The organism is Bradyrhizobium sp. USDA 4503, from assembly GCF_054055815.1.
In genome coordinates this window covers 8499716-8515323 of sequence record NZ_JBSRXS010000001.1, presented here as the reverse complement: position 1 = coordinate 8515323, position 15608 = coordinate 8499716, and the positions used below count along the sequence as shown (strand labels likewise).

Here is a 15608-nt window from a genome sequence, read left to right as displayed (position 1 = left end):
ACCTCTCCCCGCAAGCGGGGCGAGATGAAGAGCGCGCGGCAACCCGTACACATTTGCACTAGCGATCCTTCATGGTCGGATCGAGCACGACACGCAAGGATTCCCCGAGCGCATTGAACGCCAGGACACGCAAGGATCCCCGAGCGCATTGAACGCCAGGGAGACGACGAGAATGGCAAAGCCCGGCGCATACATCTGCTCCGGGGCGATTTCCATGTATTGATAGGCGCGCGCCAGCATCGCGCCCCAGCTCGGGTCCGGCGGCTGGATGCCGAGGCCGAGGAACGACAGGCTGGCTTCGGCCAAGAGGGCAGCGGCGAGCAAGAGCGTCACTTGCACGATGACCGGCTGCAGCGTGTTCGGCAGCACGTGCCGCCACAGCACATGCCATGTCGGCGCGCCGAAGCCTCTGGAGGCGTCGACATAGAGCTCCTGCCGCACGATCAGCGTGCGGGCGCGGACGATGCGCGCCAGCGCCGGAAACATCGTGATGCCGACCGCGATCATGCCGTTGGTCAGCCCGATGCCGAGCGCGCCGGTGACGGCGATCGCCAGCACGATGGCGGGGAACGACAGGAAGGTGTCGATGATGCGGCTGATGATGTCGTCGATCCAGCCGCCGAAATAGCCGGCGATCAGGCCGACCGGCAGCCCGATCAGGACCGCGACGCCGACCGCAAGCAGGCTAGCATAGACGGTGGCCGGCGCGCCGTAGATCAAGCGGGAGAAGATGTCGCGGCCGAGATCGTCGGTGCCGAGCAGATGGGCCGGCCCCGGCGGCGCCAGCATGTTGTTGACGTCCTGCGCGGTCGGCGCATAGGGCGCGATCCAGGGCGCGCCGATTGCGACGACGACGAGCACCACGAGCACCAGGATCGACAGCGCGGCGCGGAGGTCGCCGGCGAGCCAGCGCGCAAAGCGCCGCAGTCGCGTCGGCCGCGCCGGTGCCTTCAGGGGTGCAAGCGCCACCTCGGTCATTGCTCGATCCTCGGATCGACCGCGGCGCAGAGCAAATCGGTGATCAGGTTCACCGCGATCACAACCACCACCATGGTGAAGACGACGCCTTGCACGATCGGGAAATCGCGCTGGATCGCGCCGCGCACGATCAGGCTGCCCAGGCCGGGAATGGCGAACACCGCCTCGATCACCACGGTCGCCGCCAGCATGCGGTTGACCAAAAGGCTGATGATGGTGAGCAGATTGACGCCGACATTCTTCAGGCCGTGCTGCCAGAGGATGCGGGACATCGACAGCCCCTTGGCATGCAGCGTGCGGACATATTGCGACGACAGCACCTCCAGCAGCGCCCCGCGCAGCTGGCGCGCGACCTCGGCCATACCGTAGGCCGCGATCGCGATGCCAGGCAGCAGCGCATGCCTGATCGCATCGACCGGCGAGGCGCTGAAGGATTTTGCGCCGGTCGCCGGCAGCCAGTTCAGCTTCAGCGAGAATTCCGCCACCAGGATCATCGCGAGCCAGAAGCCGGGCACCGCGACGCCGAGCGACGCCAGCATGCTGATCAGCTTGTCGATCCAGCCGTTCGGCTTGATCGCGGCCATCACGCCCATCGGGATGCCGGTGACCAGCGCCAGCGCCAGCGCGATCACGACGATCAGCAGCGTGTTCGGAAACGCGCGCCCGATCGAGTCCGCGACCTTCTCGCCGGTCAATAGCGATTGCGAGAGATCGCCTTGCGCGACATTGCCGAGCCAGGCGCCGTATTGCACCAGGAACGGGCGGTCGAGGCCGTAGATCTTCCTGATCTCGGTGATCCGCGCGTCGGTCGCGTTGTCGCCCGCCAGCGTCACGGCGATGTCGCCGGGCACCAGCTTGAGCAGCGCGAACACCATGAAGGTCGCGAGCAGGATCACGGGCAGCGCCTGCACGAGGCGGCTGCCGACGACCTTGACCGGTGACCGCCGCGCCATCGCCTAACTCCCGAGCCAGACGTCGTCGTATTTCGGCTTGCCAAGCAGGTTCGGCCGATAGCCCTGCACCTTCTTGTTCATGGCGACCAGCTCGAACTGGAACGCCAGCGGCGCGACAAAGGCGTTCTCCATCACCAGCCGCTGCACGGTGGAAAACGCCTTGCGCCTGGTGTCGATGTCCTCCGAGGCGCGCGATTCCTTGATCGCGGCCTCGAGCTCGGCCGGCACCGGCGCGCGGCCGCCATTGTAATAGGCGTCCTTGGTGAACATCAGCGAATAGGTCAGGCTCGGGTCGGGCCGGCCGGTCCAGGCCGAGAGCAGCCCTGCCCCCTTCTTCTCCGGACCGAAGAAGGCCGCGGAAGCTTCCGCGATCGGGGCGTTGACGAAGCGCACGCCGATGCCGGCCTTGCGCAATTGCTCGATCAGGATCTCCTGACGCTGCACCGAATCCTGGTCCGGATAGCCGCCGAGCTCGATCTGGGTACCCTCCTTGAAGCCGGCCTCGGCGAGCAGCTTGCGCGCTCGGTCGGGATCATAAGGATAGAGTTTTGCGACCTCCGCGTCGTATGCCCAATGCGCCTTCGGCAGGTTCATGTAGGCGGGCTCCGCAAGACCTGCGAGCGCGGCCTTGACGAAGGACTCGCGATCGATCGCGAAGTTGAGCGCCTGACGGACCTTGAGATTGTCGAACGGCGGCTTGGCCCAGTTGAGGAAGATCTGAAGCACGTACAGCGTCGGGCCATGCACCACCTTGACGCTCGAGGCGCGCTCGATGATCACCTTCTGCCGCGGCGGCAGCTGGTAGATCAGATCGTTCTGCCCGGCGGTGACCGAGCGGGCGCCGGTGGTGAGCTCGGGAATGATCGAGATCTCGATGGCGTCAGGAAGCGGCCGCTCCGGCTTCCAGTATTTCTCGTTGCGCTTGACCACGATCTTCTCGCCGTCGGCCCAGCTGACGAACGAATAGGCGCCGGCGCCGACCGGCTTGCGCGTCACGACGCCGCCCTCGGCCGCTTTCAGCGCCGTCGGCGACACCATCATGCCCGCGCGGTCGGAGAGAATCCCGGGCAGCGCGGTATCGGGTATCTTCAGCTTCAACGTCACCTGCTGCGGGCCAGTGACCTCGACCGCGGCGACGGAGAGCAGGTCGGCCTTGATGTTCGACTTCGCATCGCTGCGGTTGCGCTCGAGATTGAACTTGACCGCTTCCGCATCGAGCGGCGTGCCGTCATGGAAGGTGACGCCGGCGCGGATGTTGAGCACCAGCGTGGTGGGGTCGGTGAACTTCCAGCTTTCGGCAAGGCCGGGCTTCGGCTTCAGCGTGTCGAATTCCCATTCGGTCAACGTATCGTACATCGTGAACAGGAAGGCGTGGTCGGAGCCGGCGCCGCCGGTCGCCGGATCGAGGCTCGACGGATTGGCCGGCGCCGAGATGCGCAAGGTGCCGCCCTTCTTCGGCGCGCCTTCCGCAAACGCACGGCCGCTGAGCGTGGTGCTGGCCAATGCGCCCGAGATCAGCGCCATGGCCTCGCGTCGTGTCGTCATTGTCATGGCGTCGTCTCCGGTTGTGAGTTCGGCGAAAAATTCAGGCGGTCGGCGAAATGGCAGGCCACCCAGTGATCGGGCTTCAGCTCGCGCCACTCCGGCACGCGGTCGGTGCAGAGCGGCTGCGCGTGCGGGCAGCGGGTACGGAAGCGGCAGCCCGAGGGCGGATGGATCGGGCTCGGCACCTCGCCCTGCAGGACGATGCGGCTCTCCTGCCGCATCGTGGATGGCAGCGGCCGCGGCTCGGCTGACAGCAGCGCGATCGTGTAGGGATGCAGCGGGCGCTCGGCGACCTCCTCGGTCGGCCCGAGCTCGACGAACTGGCCGAGATACATCACCGCGACGCGCTCGCTGATATGCGAGACCACGGCGAGATCATGGGTGATGAAGACGTAGGTCAGCCCGAGGTCGCGCTGCAGATCGGCAAACAGATTGAGCACGTCGCCGCGGATGGACATGTCGAGCGCGGCCACCACCTCGTCGCAGACGATCAGTTTGGGTTTGAGCGTCAGCGCGCGGGCGATCACGACGCGCTGCTTCTGGCCGCCGGACAGCTGATGCGGGTAGCGCGCACCGAACTCCTGCGGCAGGCCGACGCGCTCCAGCGCCTCCCGCGCCTGCCGCTCGCGCTCGGCACGGCTGCCGACACGCGCGAGCTCCAGCGGCTCCAGCACCGAGGCCAGAATGGTCATGCGCGGATTGAGCGCGGCGTTCGGGTCCTGGAAGATGATCTGGTAGTCGCGGCGATGGTTTTGAAACTCCCGGCGTGGCAGCGCCGTTGGATCGATGCCGTCATGCAGGATGGCGCCGGCGCTGGGATTGAGCAGGAACACCAGCGCGCGGCCGATCGTGGTCTTGCCCGAACCGGACTCCCCGATGATGCCGAAGGTCTCGCCGCGGCGGACGTCGAAATTGACGCCGTCGACCGCCTTCACGGTGGCGCGGCGGTCCGAGGTCTGGAACCGGACCTGAAGGTCGCGCACCGAAACGATGGCGTCGCGGCGCGGCTCGGCATCGGCTGTGGTCATTGCGTCGCGACCTTCGCAGCGGCCGATGCGCCGGGCGGATGCAGCGCGCCCGGCAGATTGAGCTCGGCAAAGCGCCAGCAGCGCACTCTTCTGCCGCCGCCGGCGTCCTGCAGCTTCTGCTCGGCCTCGCAACCCTTCACCGCATACGCGCAGCGGGCCCGGAAGCGGCAGCCATTCGGCATCTCCGCGATCGACGGCACCCGGCCCGGGATCGACGGCAGCCGGCCGTGGCGCGGGCTCAAATGCGGCAGCGAGCGCAACAGTCCGGACGTGTAGGGATGCAGCGGCCGCACCAGCGCCTCGTCGACCGTGGCGTCCTCGATCACCTCGCCGGCATACATCGTGATCATCCGCGTGCAGGTCTCGGCGACGACGCCGAGATCGTGGGTGATCAGCATCAGCGCGGTCTTCGAGGTCTCGCTGATGTCGCGCAGCAGCTCGAGGATCTGCGCCTGCACGGTGACGTCGAGCGCGGTGGTCGGCTCGTCCGCGATCAGAAGCTGCGGCCCGCAGATCAAACTCGCCGCGATCATCACGCGTTGGCGCATGCCACCGGACAGCTGGTGCGGATAGTCGTCGATCCGCCGCTCGGGCGAGGCGATGCCGACGCGGCGGAGCATCTCCAGCGTTTTGGCGCGCGCCTCCTCATGGGAAACGTCGGTATGGACGCGCAGCGTCTCGGCGATCTGGTGGCCGACGGTGAAGACCGGGTCGAGCGCGCTCATCGGCTCCTGGAAGATCATCGCGATGCGCTTGCCCCGGATCGCGCGCATCTGCCGCGCGCTGCAGGAAGCGAGATCGACGCCGTCGAACAGGATCTTGCCGTCGAGGCCGGCAAAATTGCCTGGCAACAGCCGCAGGATCGACAGGCCGGTGATGGTCTTGCCGCAGCCGCTCTCGCCGACGATGCCGACGCGCTCGCCGGGCGCGATGTCGAAGTCGACGCGGCGCGTCGCCTGCCAGACGCCCTGCCCGGTCTTGAAGCGGATGCCGAGCCCGCGCACGGACAATAGCGGCGGCGCGCCGTCGCGCGCACCCTCCGCCCTGCGCTGTGCCGGCTGGCCTGCGTCCATCAGCCCGCCGCCCGCTTCTTTTCTTTCACCAGTTGCTCCTCCATCAGCATCTCGGTGCCGATGATGCCATCGCGGGCGAGTTCATCGAGCTCGGCGTCGGAAAGCCCGAGCATGCCGCCGAGGATCTCGCGGTTGTGCTCGCCGAGCGTCGGCGGCACCGAGCGGATCGCGAACGGCGCATCGCTCTCGCGAAACGGCATCGATGGCTGCGGATGTCGTCCGATGAACGCGCGGTCGACATGCTGGATGAAGCCGCGCGCGTGGAGCTGCGGATCCTCCAGGAGATCGATCGGCAGCCGCGCCACGCCGGAGGCAACGCCGGCAGATTGCAGCGCGGTCATCGCCGCATCGGCATCGCGCGCCGCGGTCCAGGCCGTGATCGCAGCCTCGATCTCGCCCTCGATAGCGCGGCGGCCCGTGGCCGTCTTGAGTGCCGCGTCCGCTGTCCAATCCTCGCGGCCGAGCAGCCGGGTGAGCTTTGGCCACATCGCATCGTCGGACACCGCGACGACGATCCAGTTGTCTTCTCCGGCGCAGCGAAAGCAGCCATGCGGCACGAAATCGGGATGGCGGTTGCCGTATTTGGTCGGCGGCTCGCAACTGGTCGAATGCGCCACGATCCAGGGCGCGGCGAACGGCATCATGCATTCGATCTGGGCGAGATCGATGAACTGCCCCTGTCCCGTCAGTTTGGCGTGGATCAGCGCGGTCAGCACCGCGGCGGCGCCGTTGAGCCCGCCGACGGCGTCGCCGAACGCGGTATGGCTCATGACCGGCGGACCATCGGGATCGCCGACCACGCTGGGCAGGCCGGAGCCCTGCTCCAGCGTCGAGCCGTAAGCGCGGCAGTCGCGATGCACGCTGCCGGCACCGAACGCCGACATCGACATCATCACCAGCTTGGGATTGATCTTGCTGAGCACGTCGTAGCCGAGGCCGAGCTTGGGCAGCACCTCGACCGAATAATTGTCGACCACGAGGTCGGCATCGGCGAGCAGGCGCTTGGCCAATTCAAGCCCCTTCGACCGGGTCAGATCGAGCGTGATGCCGCGCTTGTTGCGGTTCATGATGCAGTAGCGCACCGACTTCTCGTACATCTGCTCCAGCACATAGGCCGGACGGCGGTCGACGCCGCGCCACCAGTCCGGATACTGGGTCGCCTCGATCTTGATGACGTCGGCGCCGAGATCGGCGAGCGTGCGGGTGCAGATCGGCCCGGCCCAGCCCATCGAAAAGTCGACGACGCGGATGCCCTCGAGCGGCAAGCGATCGGTTGCAGCGGGCTTGGGCGCCGGCACGCGCGGCGCAGCCTCGCGCCTCGTCTGCTGCTCGCCGAGATCAGGCACCCGGCCGCCGCGCAGCGGCGGCGTTGCGGTCAGCCGCTGCATCGTGCCGGCGGAAAAGCCGGTCTCGTCACCGATGGTGATCGGGACGATGGCGCCACGCGCACGCTTCTCCTCATCGGCGATGAGATCCGCGACCTCCGGCACCGGCACGATCGGAATCTTGCGCTTGAGCCCTTCGGCGAACCATTCCTGCGCGGTGCGCTGCTTCAGCTTCGGCAGGATCTTGGCTTCGATCTCGGCGACATGGCGCAGCCGGTCGACCCCCATGACCAGTGTCGGATCGTCGCGCAGCTCGTTGAGCCCGAGCATCTCGCAGAACGCGCGCCACTGCGCCGGGGTCACCGTGGTGACGCCGAGCCAGCCCTGCTTGGTCTCGTAGATGCCGACCGGAAAGGTCGGCCAGAACCGGTTGACGCCGATCCGCCGCATGATGTCGCCGCGCTGGAATGCCTCGAACATGATGTATTCGGTGACGGCGATAGAGGCCTCGAACAGGCTGAGATGGTTTTCGCGCCCGCGCCCATCGTGCATGCGGCCGAGCACCGACGAAGCGGCCGCGATGAAGCTCCACAGCCCGCCCAGAATGCCGGTCTGGAAATCCGGCGCATGCATCGGCGGCCCCTGCTCCGGACCGACCAGCTTCACCAGTCCGGTCAGCGCGCGGATCGTGGAGTCCGTCGCCGCGAAATTGGCGTAGGGACCGCGATCGCCGAACCAGGCGAGGTCGAGATGGATCAGGCCGGGATGGTCCCGCCTGATCGCGTCGAGATCGATCTCGGGACAATCCGCCGCAGCGATGCCGCGCCCGTCGAGCAGGATGTCGCAGCCGGCAATCAGCTCCCGCAGGCGCGATGCCGCGCCCGCATCGCGCGTGTCGAGCACGACACTCGACTTGTTGAAGTTGAGGAACGCAAACCACGCGCTCCGGCCCTGGGGCGTCAGCGGCGCGGTGCGGCGAAGCGGATCGCCGTGCCGCGGCTCGACCTTCTGCACATCGGCGCCGAAGTCGGCAAACAGCCGCGCGCAATAGCTCGTCGCCGCAGCACTTCCGATCTCGACAATCCGCAGATGCGATAACGCGCCCATCAGGCTTCCTCGCGACACATGACCAGCCGGTGACAGCGACTGATTCAGTCTTCTTGTTGGGTGAACTTGAAGCCGCGCCGACTGTGTGATGCAAGTGGAATTTTCTTCCGCTTGACGGAATTAGCGAGCGTATGACCGAAGTTGCTGCTCAGCGCGAAGCGAAGATTGTGCAGCTAATTGCAGGTGAGCTGCGCTTCGAACCAGTGTTGCACTGAGTTCGACAATCGCGGCCATGCGCGCAAGACATGCGCGTATGTGGCCGCGCTCGCGCGGGTGATGCCGCGCAGTTCCTGCTCAATGGCGGGGAGATCAACACCGAGGCACCGGCCGGCCCTGGCGACGCTGCGACCATCGACCACAAGCTCAGAGATCAGCGACGCATTGCCGCGTGCGAACAGCAGATCGAGCGGATCGGCATCGAGAATCTGATCACGCTCGAGGCGGTCGAGATCGATGCTGACGAAATCGGCCGGCGCACCGACCGCGAGCTCGCCGGTGCCCGGCGCGCCGGTGGCGCGGCGGCCGTTGCGGATCGCGAGCGTGAAGAATTCCTGAGCAGTCCATGTACGCTTGAAGCCGAGACCACCGTGCATCATCTGCACCAGCCGCATCTCGCGCAGCACGTCGTCATCCTCATCGAGCGCGAGGCCATCGACGCCGACCGCGATTGCACAGCCGCAGCCGTGCGCCGCCGCGATCGGTGCCAGCCCGGAGCGCAGATGCAGGTTGGAGGAGAAGTTGGTGACAATGCGCGCGCCCGACGCCGCGATCATCTCGAGCTCGTCGGGCCGCGCGTGGATGCAATGCGCGAGCGTCAGCCGCTCCGAGAGGAAGCCGATATCGCGGAGATAGCGCACGATGCCGCCGGGAAAATGCTGGTCGGCCCAGGCGCGCTGGTAGGTGGTCTCGAGCAGATGCATGTGGATGCGGCGGCCGGTCCGCGCCGAGTTCTCCGCGACCGCCTCCAGCAGCGGCTTCGAGCACCACTGCACCCCGGCCGGGCCAAGCTGCACATCAACCTTCGGCCCGCCGATCGCAGCCGCGATGGCGTCGGTCAGCTCGATATAGGCCTGCGGCGACATCGGGGCGCGCACGAACAGCTGTTCGATCGTCTTGCGGTCATCGGCCGGAAGACCTGACAGCACCGCTTCGCTGTCGCCATAGACGATCGGGTTCTGGTCGCGCACCGCGATCGCAAAGGCGATGCGGATGCCGACATCGCCGGCGGCGCGCGCGATCGCCCTGGCTTCATCGACGAGCGGCATGGTGCCACTCGGGCGGGTGTAGTGCACCATCATCGCCGCACAGCCGGCCTGCGCCGCGCGTCCCAGCGCTGAGGCCGCGGTGAGATAGGGATCGACGGGCGTGCCGACCACCGTGCGCAGGATCCAGCTCTCCAGCGGCATGCCGACCGCGCCGAAGCTCGAGGCGCGCGGGCGGGCGTGGTCGTGGGCGTCGACGAAGGCGGGAAGGACAAGGGAACGCGGGCCTGTCGCCGGGCGCGCGGCTTCGGAAATATCGGTGATGACGCCGCCGTCGTGACGGAGCACGACGTCGTTGCGGATGTCGTGGTCAGAACCGCAGAACAGACGGGTTGCCGTGACGTCCATCGGTCCCTCCGCCGTCATTGCGAGCCACCCGGTCGGCGCGAAGCGCCGCCGAATGACAGGCTCCGCGAAGCAATCCATGCCCCCGCATGCGGAAAGATGGATTGCTTCGCCGCTTCGCTCCTCGCAATGACGAACTGCGTCAATTCGCCGTATACACCAGCTCCCGCTCCGCGCGCGGCGGCAGGAATTCCCGCGAAAACACTTCGGCCGGGGCCGGCGTGCGGGTGAGCTGGTAGCCTTCGACGATGAAGCCGATGGCGCGCGCCATGCGGTCGTCCTTGACGTCGCCGATGCCGATGTCCTTCATCTCCGGCGAGACGATCAGCTTCTCGAAGGAATATTGCAGCCGGCGCTTCTCGACATCGACATTGATCAGATTGTCATAGTTCAGCGCCGCCTTCATGGCCGCGTTCTGGTCCTTGGCGACCGCGACCGCGCCCTTGTTGATGGCGCGCACCAGACCGGCCACCGCCTTCGGGTTCGAGGCGATCAGCTTGCGCGAGACCATCACGCCGTTGGAATAGAGGTCGAGCCCGTAATCGCCGAACGAGAACCATTTGAAGTCCTTGTCGGGGTCCTGGCGGTTCAGCACCAGGTTGAAATAGCTCGTGATATTGAACACCAGCGCGGCGTCGATGTCGCCCTTGATCAGCATCGGCTCCTGCAGGTTCGGCGCCATGTTGGAGACCTTGATCTTCTCGCCATCGAGCCCGTTCTTGTGCACGAACACCGGCAACAGCCGCGTGGTCGGCGTCCCCTGCGCGCCGCCGAGCGTGTGGCCCTCGAAATCCTTGATCGTCTTGATGCCGCTCGAGTTCTTGGCGACGATCGCGAATGGCGGCTGGTTCCACATCATGTAGACCATGACCGGCGCATCCTGCGGCTTGGTCGCGGCGTTCTGGATGATCGCATTGACGTCGCCGAAGCCGGCGTCATAGGCGCCCGACATGATGCGCGTCACGGTCGCGCCGGAGCCTTCGCCCTGGTCGATCACGACGTTGAGGCCCTCTTCCTTGAAGTAGCCGTTGTCCTTGGCGTAGAAGAACGCGGCGTCCGAGCCTTGCGTCTTCCAGCCCAGCGTGAACTTGATGGTGGTGTCCTCGGCGCGCGCGGGACCGGCGACCAGGGCCAATCCCAACAGCGCGGCGCTTACTTTTCTCAGCATCGAGATCTCCTTAAGCTTCATTGCTTGACGGTCGACGAAGTGTCTCAAGTGGCGATGACATTGTCCTTGCGTGTCGCCCAGCCGGTGACCTGGCCCTCGATCAGCGAGAACAGGACGTAGAGCGCGACGCCGAGACCGGCGAGCACGAACAGCCCGGCGAACACCAGCGGCACGTTGAAATTGGAGGACGCGGTCATCATGACGTTGCCGATGCCGCGGTTTGAGGCGACGGTTTCCGACAGCACCGCGCCGACGAAGGCGTAGGAGACCGCGACCTTCAGCGAGGCGAAGAAGAACGGCATCGTCCTCGGCAGGCCGACGTTCCAGAGGATGTCGAACTTGCTGGCGCCGAGCGCCTTCAGCACGTCCTCAAGCTCGGGCTCGGTGGTGGCAAGGCCGGTGGCGATGTTGACGACGATCGGGAAGAAGCAGATCGACAGCGAGGTCAACACCGCCGGCACGGTGCCGGAGCCGAACCACAGCACGAAGATCGGCACCACGGCGACCTTCGGGATCGACGAGAAGCCGACCAGCAGCGGATAACAGGTGTCGTAGGCGGTTTTTGACACCCCGATCACGGCACCGAGCGCGACGCCGAGCGCCACGCCGAGCACGAAGCCGATCATGGTGGTGACCAGGGTCTGCACGATGTGCGGCCACAGGATCGGGAATTTCTCGAACAGCGTGACGAAGATTTGCGACGGCCGCGGCAACACGAGGTCCGACATCCCCGTCATCAGGCAGAACAATTCCCAGGCGACGAAGAACAGCACGATCAGGGCGGCGGACCAGGCCTTCTGCCTGATGTCTGACACGGACATGGTCAGGCTCCCTCGCGCGCCGCGCTGCGCGCATCGACGATGAAGGCGCGGAGCTTCTGGTTGAGCGCGACGAAGTCGGGCTCAAAGGTCATCGCCACGGTGCGCGGACGGGCGAAGTCGACCCTGGAGTCGTCGAGGATGCGGCCGGGCCGCGCGCTCATCACGCAGATACGGCTGGCGAGGAAGCCGGCCTCGCGCAGATCATGGGTGACCAGCAGCACGGTCGGCCTGTGGGTCATCCAGAGCTGCTGAAGGATTCCCCACAGCTCCTCGCGGGTGAACTGGTCGAGCGCGCCGAACGGCTCGTCGAGCAGCAGCATGCGCGGCTCGTGGATCAGCGCGCGGCACAGATTGGCGCGCTGGAGCATGCCGCCGGAGAGCTGCCACGGATAGCGGCCGCCGAACCCCTTCAGCCCGACCTGCTCGAGCAACGCATTGGCCTTGTCGCGGAACTCGGTCTTGCGCAGCTTGCGGAACTGCGAGCGGAACGGCTCGACGATCTTCAGCGGCAGCATGATGTTCTTTTCGATCGTCATCCACGGCAGCATGGTCGGGTTCTGGAACGCCATGCCGACCCGCACCGCGCGCGCCGCGACCTCGCGGCCGCCGACGATGACGACGCCGGTGGTCGGCCGCGCCAGGCCGGAAACCAGCCGCAGGATGGTGGACTTGCCGCAGCCGGACGGGCCGACCAGCGCGACGAACTCGCCGTCGGCGATCCGCAGCGTGGTTGTCGACAGTGCCGGCACGGCGCGGGCGCCGCGGCCGAAGGTCACGGAGGCGTCCGACAGCTCGATCGCGGTCGGCGCGGATCCGGCGGCCATCGGCTCGCCGGCAAATTCGGAGTTTGGTTGCATGCGCATCACGAGCAAAGTGCATGCAAGCCGGATGCCAGCGGCCGTAGCGTTGAAAATCAAGGAGATCGCGCGTTCCGCGCCTCAAAGGCCGGATTCCTTTTGGGCAATCCGCGGCTCAAACTGCATGCAATTCGAGCGCCCGATTGCTCTGGCGGTATGATAAAGAGGTGTTCGAAGCACCTTCGAGAAGGATTCGCGGCAATGGCGGGGCGCGCCGACAGCAGCAAGACGGCTGAATCGTCAGACAAGGTCAGCGTGATCTGCCGCGCGCTGCGGCGCGCGATCATCGAGCAGGCGCTGGAGCCCGGCGCCAAGCTGCCCGAGGATTCGCTCGGCGAGCGCTTCGGCGTCAGCCGCACCATCGCACGGCATGCGCTCGGTCAATTGGCGGCCGAAGGCCTGGTCGAGCTGCGCCGCAACCGCATCGCCGTGGTGGCGACGCCGAGCTGGCAGGAGGCGCGCGATGCCTTCGATATTCGCATCGAGCTCGAGCGGCTGGTGGTGCGGCAGCTCGCGGGCAAGCTGACCAAGGCGCAGATCGCCGAGCTGAATGCCCATGTCGACGCCGAGGATCGCGCCCGCGACGGCACCGACGCGGTGTCGATCCGGCTCGCCACCGAATTCCACATCCTGCTCGCCCACATGACGAACAGCCCGATCCTGGTGCGCTATGTCAGCGAGGTCGCGTACCGCTGCTGCCTGACGCTGTCGCTGTACAGCCGGCCGCATTCGTCGGAATGCGCGATCAACGAGCACCGCGCGATCATCGCCGCGCTGGCGAAAGGCGACGTCGACAAGGTGATGGGGCTGATGCACAGCCATCTGGATTCCGTGGCGACCCGTGCGCTGGTCGCGCCGAGCCCGCAGCGCGGCCGCGATCTGCTGGATATTCTGGCCCCCTATGCCGACGAGGCAACCGGCGAAAAGGTGGTGAAGCTGCCGAAGGCGGCGCGGCGCTGATGCTCTTACCTCGCCCCGCCTGCGGGGAGATGTCGGATCGCATCGCAGATGCGATCCGGGTGAGGGGGTACAGGTCTATCCGCGGCCGATACTCGCGGATGCAGCCCCTCACCCCGACCCTCTCCCCGCAAGAGCGGGGCGAGGGAGAAGTGGCACCGCTTCCTACGCCTCGATCCCCCGCTGCATCAAAATCCACTCGGCGCTGTCGTTCCAAACGTCCATCTTGACGATCTGCCCGCCCCGCACCACGAAGCGATCGACATAACGGTTGCCTTCGAACGGCGTGCCGTCGGTCCATTCGCCGTAGAGCGTGCCGACGCTATAGACGACGGTCTCGTCCGTGCCGGGGCAGACATCGAAGCGGTCCATCTTCTTCACCCAGCGATAGCGCTTCGCGTTGAAGCCGGTCGGCCCGCGCGGATGGTCGAATTTGCGCCCGCCGGTGAAGGTGATCACCGTGCCCGGCTTCATATAGGCCGCAGCCGCATCCGGATCGGGGATCATCGACGCCGTCAAATAGGCCTCGACGATCTCGGCATCGGACATCGGGCGGGCATCGGCTTTGGCGGGTGCGGACATGGCGGGTCTCCGGGGATAATCAGGACTCTACAATCTGGTCATCAAAGTGTATGCATATTTTTTAGACAATCGAACCATAAAACTGCACACAATCTGGTGCTGCCGGATCCTGGCCGTTCCGCTAGGCTCAGACCACCCTGATGTTTCCCTCGCCGATGATCGCGAAACCTGCCTTCGACCTCGTCTTCCGCAATGCCGTGACGCGCAGCTCTGCCGCCGCGGTCGATATCGGCATCGCCGGCGGCAGGATCGCCGCGATCGCGCCGCGCCTCGTGTGCGAGGCGGTCGAAGTCGACCTCAACGGCCGGCTGGCGTTGCCCGGCTTCGTCGACACCCATATCCATCTCGACAAGGCCTGCCTGCTCGGCCGCTGCGGCCACGATCACGCCAGCCTCGGCGAGGCGATCCGCGCGGTATCGGCGATGAAGCGCGACTTCACGATCGAGGATGTCCATGCGCGCGGCTCAAAAGTGATCGAGCGCGCAATCACGGCGGGCACCACGCGGATGCGGACGCATGTCGAGATCGACCCGAGGATCGGGCTGCGCGGCTTCGAGGCGGTCAAGGCCTTGAAACGCGACTATGCCTGGGCGCTCGACCTCTCGCTCTGCGCCTTTCCGCAAGAGGGCCTGACCAACGATCCCGGCGCCGACGAGCTCTTGGTCGCGGCGCTCAACGACGGTGCCGAGGCGGTCGGCGGCTGCCCCTATGTCGACAGCGATCCGAACGCGCATATCGCGCGCATCTTCGACCTCGCGCAGGAGTTCGACGTCGATGTCGACCTCCATCTCGATTTCGACCTCGATCCCTCCTGGTGGCACATGGAGGAGGTCTGCCGGCAGACCGAGCGGCGCAACTATCATGGGCGCGTCGCGATCGGGCACGCCACCAAACTCTCCGCGCTGCCGCCTGATCGGTTGAAGAAAGCCGGCGCTCGGCTCGCCGAGGCCGGTGTCGCGGTCACCGTGCTGCCGGCGACCGATCTCTATCTGATGGGCCGCGACGCCACCCACAACGCGCCGCGTGGGCTGACCGCCGCGCACCGGCTCGTCGCCGATGGCGTGCTGTGCTCGGTCGCGACCAACAATGTGCAAAATCCCTTCACGCCGTTCGGCGATGCTTCGCTGCTGCGGATGGCCAATCTCTACGCCAATGCGGCGCATGCCGGGATCGGCGAGTTCGACGCCTGCCTCGATCTCGTCACCGATCTGCCGGCGCGGCTGATGAACCTGAAGGATTACGGCATCACGGTCGGCAATCCCGCCGACATCGTCGTGCTCGATACCGACAGCGGAACCAACGCCATCGCCGAGCTGCCCGACGTGCTGATGGGCTTCAAGCACGGCCGCAAGACCTTCGAACGGCAGCGGCCGACGCTGTTCCGGCCTGACACCGAGATGTTTGTCCCGTCACCCTGAGGCGCGAGCTCTTGCGAGCCTCGAAGGATGCACGGCCCCGTGAGATCCACACGGAGAGAGCCGGCCCGTCGACCCTTCGAGACGCGCGCAAGAGCGCGCTCCTCAGGGTGACGGTGAACGAAGAGGCGAGTGCCGCCTTGCCAATACGCATTGTCGCCTTGCCCTGGCGCGAATTGACGCGTCCGCCGA

12 protein-coding genes and 1 pseudogene are annotated in these 15608 nt (G+C 66.4%); 2 read left to right on the top strand and 11 right to left on the bottom strand.

Translation table 11 applies throughout. The annotated features are described in order from the left end of the window. Positions 1–58: 58 nt before the first annotated feature. The 10 genes and pseudogenes from ACVMIH_RS40020 to ACVMIH_RS39975 form a co-directional block, all read right to left on the bottom strand. A pseudogene (locus ACVMIH_RS40020) lies at positions 59–978 on the bottom strand (ABC transporter permease). Continuing rightward, entirely contained in the window at positions 975–1931 is a 957-nt protein-coding gene (locus ACVMIH_RS40015) for an ABC transporter permease (protein WP_057015154.1), read from the bottom strand. Before ACVMIH_RS40015 ends, ACVMIH_RS40020 begins: the two are co-directional and overlap by 4 nt. 3 nt (positions 1932–1934) lie before the next feature. Beyond that, positions 1935–3482, bottom strand: a complete 1548-nt coding sequence (locus ACVMIH_RS40010; RefSeq protein ID WP_456866127.1) for an ABC transporter substrate-binding protein — start codon at positions 3480–3482, stop codon at positions 1935–1937. Beyond that, positions 3479–4504 (bottom strand): ABC transporter ATP-binding protein, encoded by a 1026-nt coding sequence (locus tag ACVMIH_RS40005; protein WP_253624138.1) that lies wholly within the window; start codon positions 4502–4504, stop codon positions 3479–3481. Before ACVMIH_RS40005 ends, ACVMIH_RS40010 begins: the two co-directional genes overlap by 4 nt. After that, entirely contained in the window at positions 4501–5577 is a 1077-nt protein-coding gene (locus ACVMIH_RS40000) for an ABC transporter ATP-binding protein (RefSeq protein ID WP_057015151.1), read from the bottom strand. The genes ACVMIH_RS40005 and ACVMIH_RS40000 overlap by 4 nt, the downstream gene beginning before the upstream one ends. Continuing rightward, entirely contained in the window at positions 5577–8009 is a 2433-nt protein-coding gene (locus ACVMIH_RS39995; protein ID WP_057015150.1) for a CaiB/BaiF CoA transferase family protein, read from the bottom strand. The genes ACVMIH_RS40000 and ACVMIH_RS39995 overlap by 1 nt, the downstream gene beginning before the upstream one ends. A gap of 173 nt (positions 8010–8182) precedes the next feature. Continuing rightward, positions 8183–9619 (bottom strand): amidohydrolase family protein, encoded by a 1437-nt coding sequence (locus tag ACVMIH_RS39990; protein WP_057015163.1) that lies wholly within the window; start codon positions 9617–9619, stop codon positions 8183–8185. A gap of 139 nt (positions 9620–9758) precedes the next feature. Then, complete coding sequence (locus ACVMIH_RS39985) at positions 9759–10784, bottom strand: ABC transporter substrate-binding protein (protein ID WP_057015162.1); 1026 nt, start codon at positions 10782–10784, stop codon at positions 9759–9761. A 44-nt stretch (positions 10785–10828) separates the two neighbouring features. Continuing rightward, entirely contained in the window at positions 10829–11605 is a 777-nt protein-coding gene (locus ACVMIH_RS39980) for an ABC transporter permease (RefSeq protein WP_050425957.1), read from the bottom strand. Positions 11606–11607: 2 nt separating this feature from the next. Further along, entirely contained in the window at positions 11608–12462 is an 855-nt protein-coding gene (locus ACVMIH_RS39975; protein ID WP_057015161.1) for an ABC transporter ATP-binding protein, read from the bottom strand. A 201-nt stretch (positions 12463–12663) separates the two neighbouring features. On the opposite strand from ACVMIH_RS39975, the gene ACVMIH_RS39970 reads away from it, so the two are divergent. After that, positions 12664–13422, top strand: a complete 759-nt coding sequence (locus tag ACVMIH_RS39970) for a GntR family transcriptional regulator (protein ID WP_225163303.1) — start codon at positions 12664–12666, stop codon at positions 13420–13422. Between the two features lie 162 nt (positions 13423–13584). Here ACVMIH_RS39970 and ACVMIH_RS39965 read toward each other — a convergent pair whose 3' ends face one another. Next, entirely contained in the window at positions 13585–14001 is a 417-nt protein-coding gene (locus tag ACVMIH_RS39965) for a nuclear transport factor 2 family protein (protein WP_456866122.1), read from the bottom strand. Positions 14002–14156: 155 nt separating this feature from the next. Here ACVMIH_RS39965 and ACVMIH_RS39960 point away from each other — a divergent pair, with 155 nt between their 5' ends. Then, entirely contained in the window at positions 14157–15419 is a 1263-nt protein-coding gene (locus ACVMIH_RS39960) for an amidohydrolase family protein (RefSeq protein WP_057015160.1), read from the top strand. Positions 15420–15608: the final 189 nt, after the last annotated feature.

What these genes read in the sequence shown, in the direction of transcription:
- ACVMIH_RS39975 (WP_057015161.1), bottom strand. Translation starts at nt 12,462, where the DNA reads ATGCAACCAAACTCCGAATTTGCCGGCGAGCCGATGGCCGCCGGATCC.
- ACVMIH_RS40005 (WP_253624138.1), bottom strand. Translation starts at nt 4,504, where the DNA reads ATGACCACAGCCGATGCCGAGCCGCGCCGCGACGCCATCGTTTCGGTG.
- ACVMIH_RS39990 (WP_057015163.1), bottom strand. Translation starts at nt 9,619, where the DNA reads ATGGACGTCACGGCAACCCGTCTGTTCTGCGGTTCTGACCACGACATC.
- ACVMIH_RS39970 (WP_225163303.1), top strand. Translation starts at nt 12,664, where the DNA reads ATGGCGGGGCGCGCCGACAGCAGCAAGACGGCTGAATCGTCAGACAAG.
- ACVMIH_RS40015 (WP_057015154.1), bottom strand. Translation starts at nt 1,931, where the DNA reads ATGGCGCGGCGGTCACCGGTCAAGGTCGTCGGCAGCCGCCTCGTGCAG.
- ACVMIH_RS40000 (WP_057015151.1), bottom strand. Translation starts at nt 5,577, where the DNA reads ATGGACGCAGGCCAGCCGGCACAGCGCAGGGCGGAGGGTGCGCGCGAC.
- ACVMIH_RS39985 (WP_057015162.1), bottom strand. Translation starts at nt 10,784, where the DNA reads ATGCTGAGAAAAGTAAGCGCCGCGCTGTTGGGATTGGCCCTGGTCGCC.
- ACVMIH_RS39995 (WP_057015150.1), bottom strand. Translation starts at nt 8,009, where the DNA reads ATGGGCGCGTTATCGCATCTGCGGATTGTCGAGATCGGAAGTGCTGCG.
- ACVMIH_RS39960 (WP_057015160.1), top strand. Translation starts at nt 14,157, where the DNA reads ATGATCGCGAAACCTGCCTTCGACCTCGTCTTCCGCAATGCCGTGACG.
- ACVMIH_RS39980 (WP_050425957.1), bottom strand. Translation starts at nt 11,605, where the DNA reads ATGTCCGTGTCAGACATCAGGCAGAAGGCCTGGTCCGCCGCCCTGATC.
- ACVMIH_RS39965 (WP_456866122.1), bottom strand. Translation starts at nt 14,001, where the DNA reads ATGTCCGCACCCGCCAAAGCCGATGCCCGCCCGATGTCCGATGCCGAG.
- ACVMIH_RS40010 (WP_456866127.1), bottom strand. Translation starts at nt 3,482, where the DNA reads ATGACAATGACGACACGACGCGAGGCCATGGCGCTGATCTCGGGCGCA.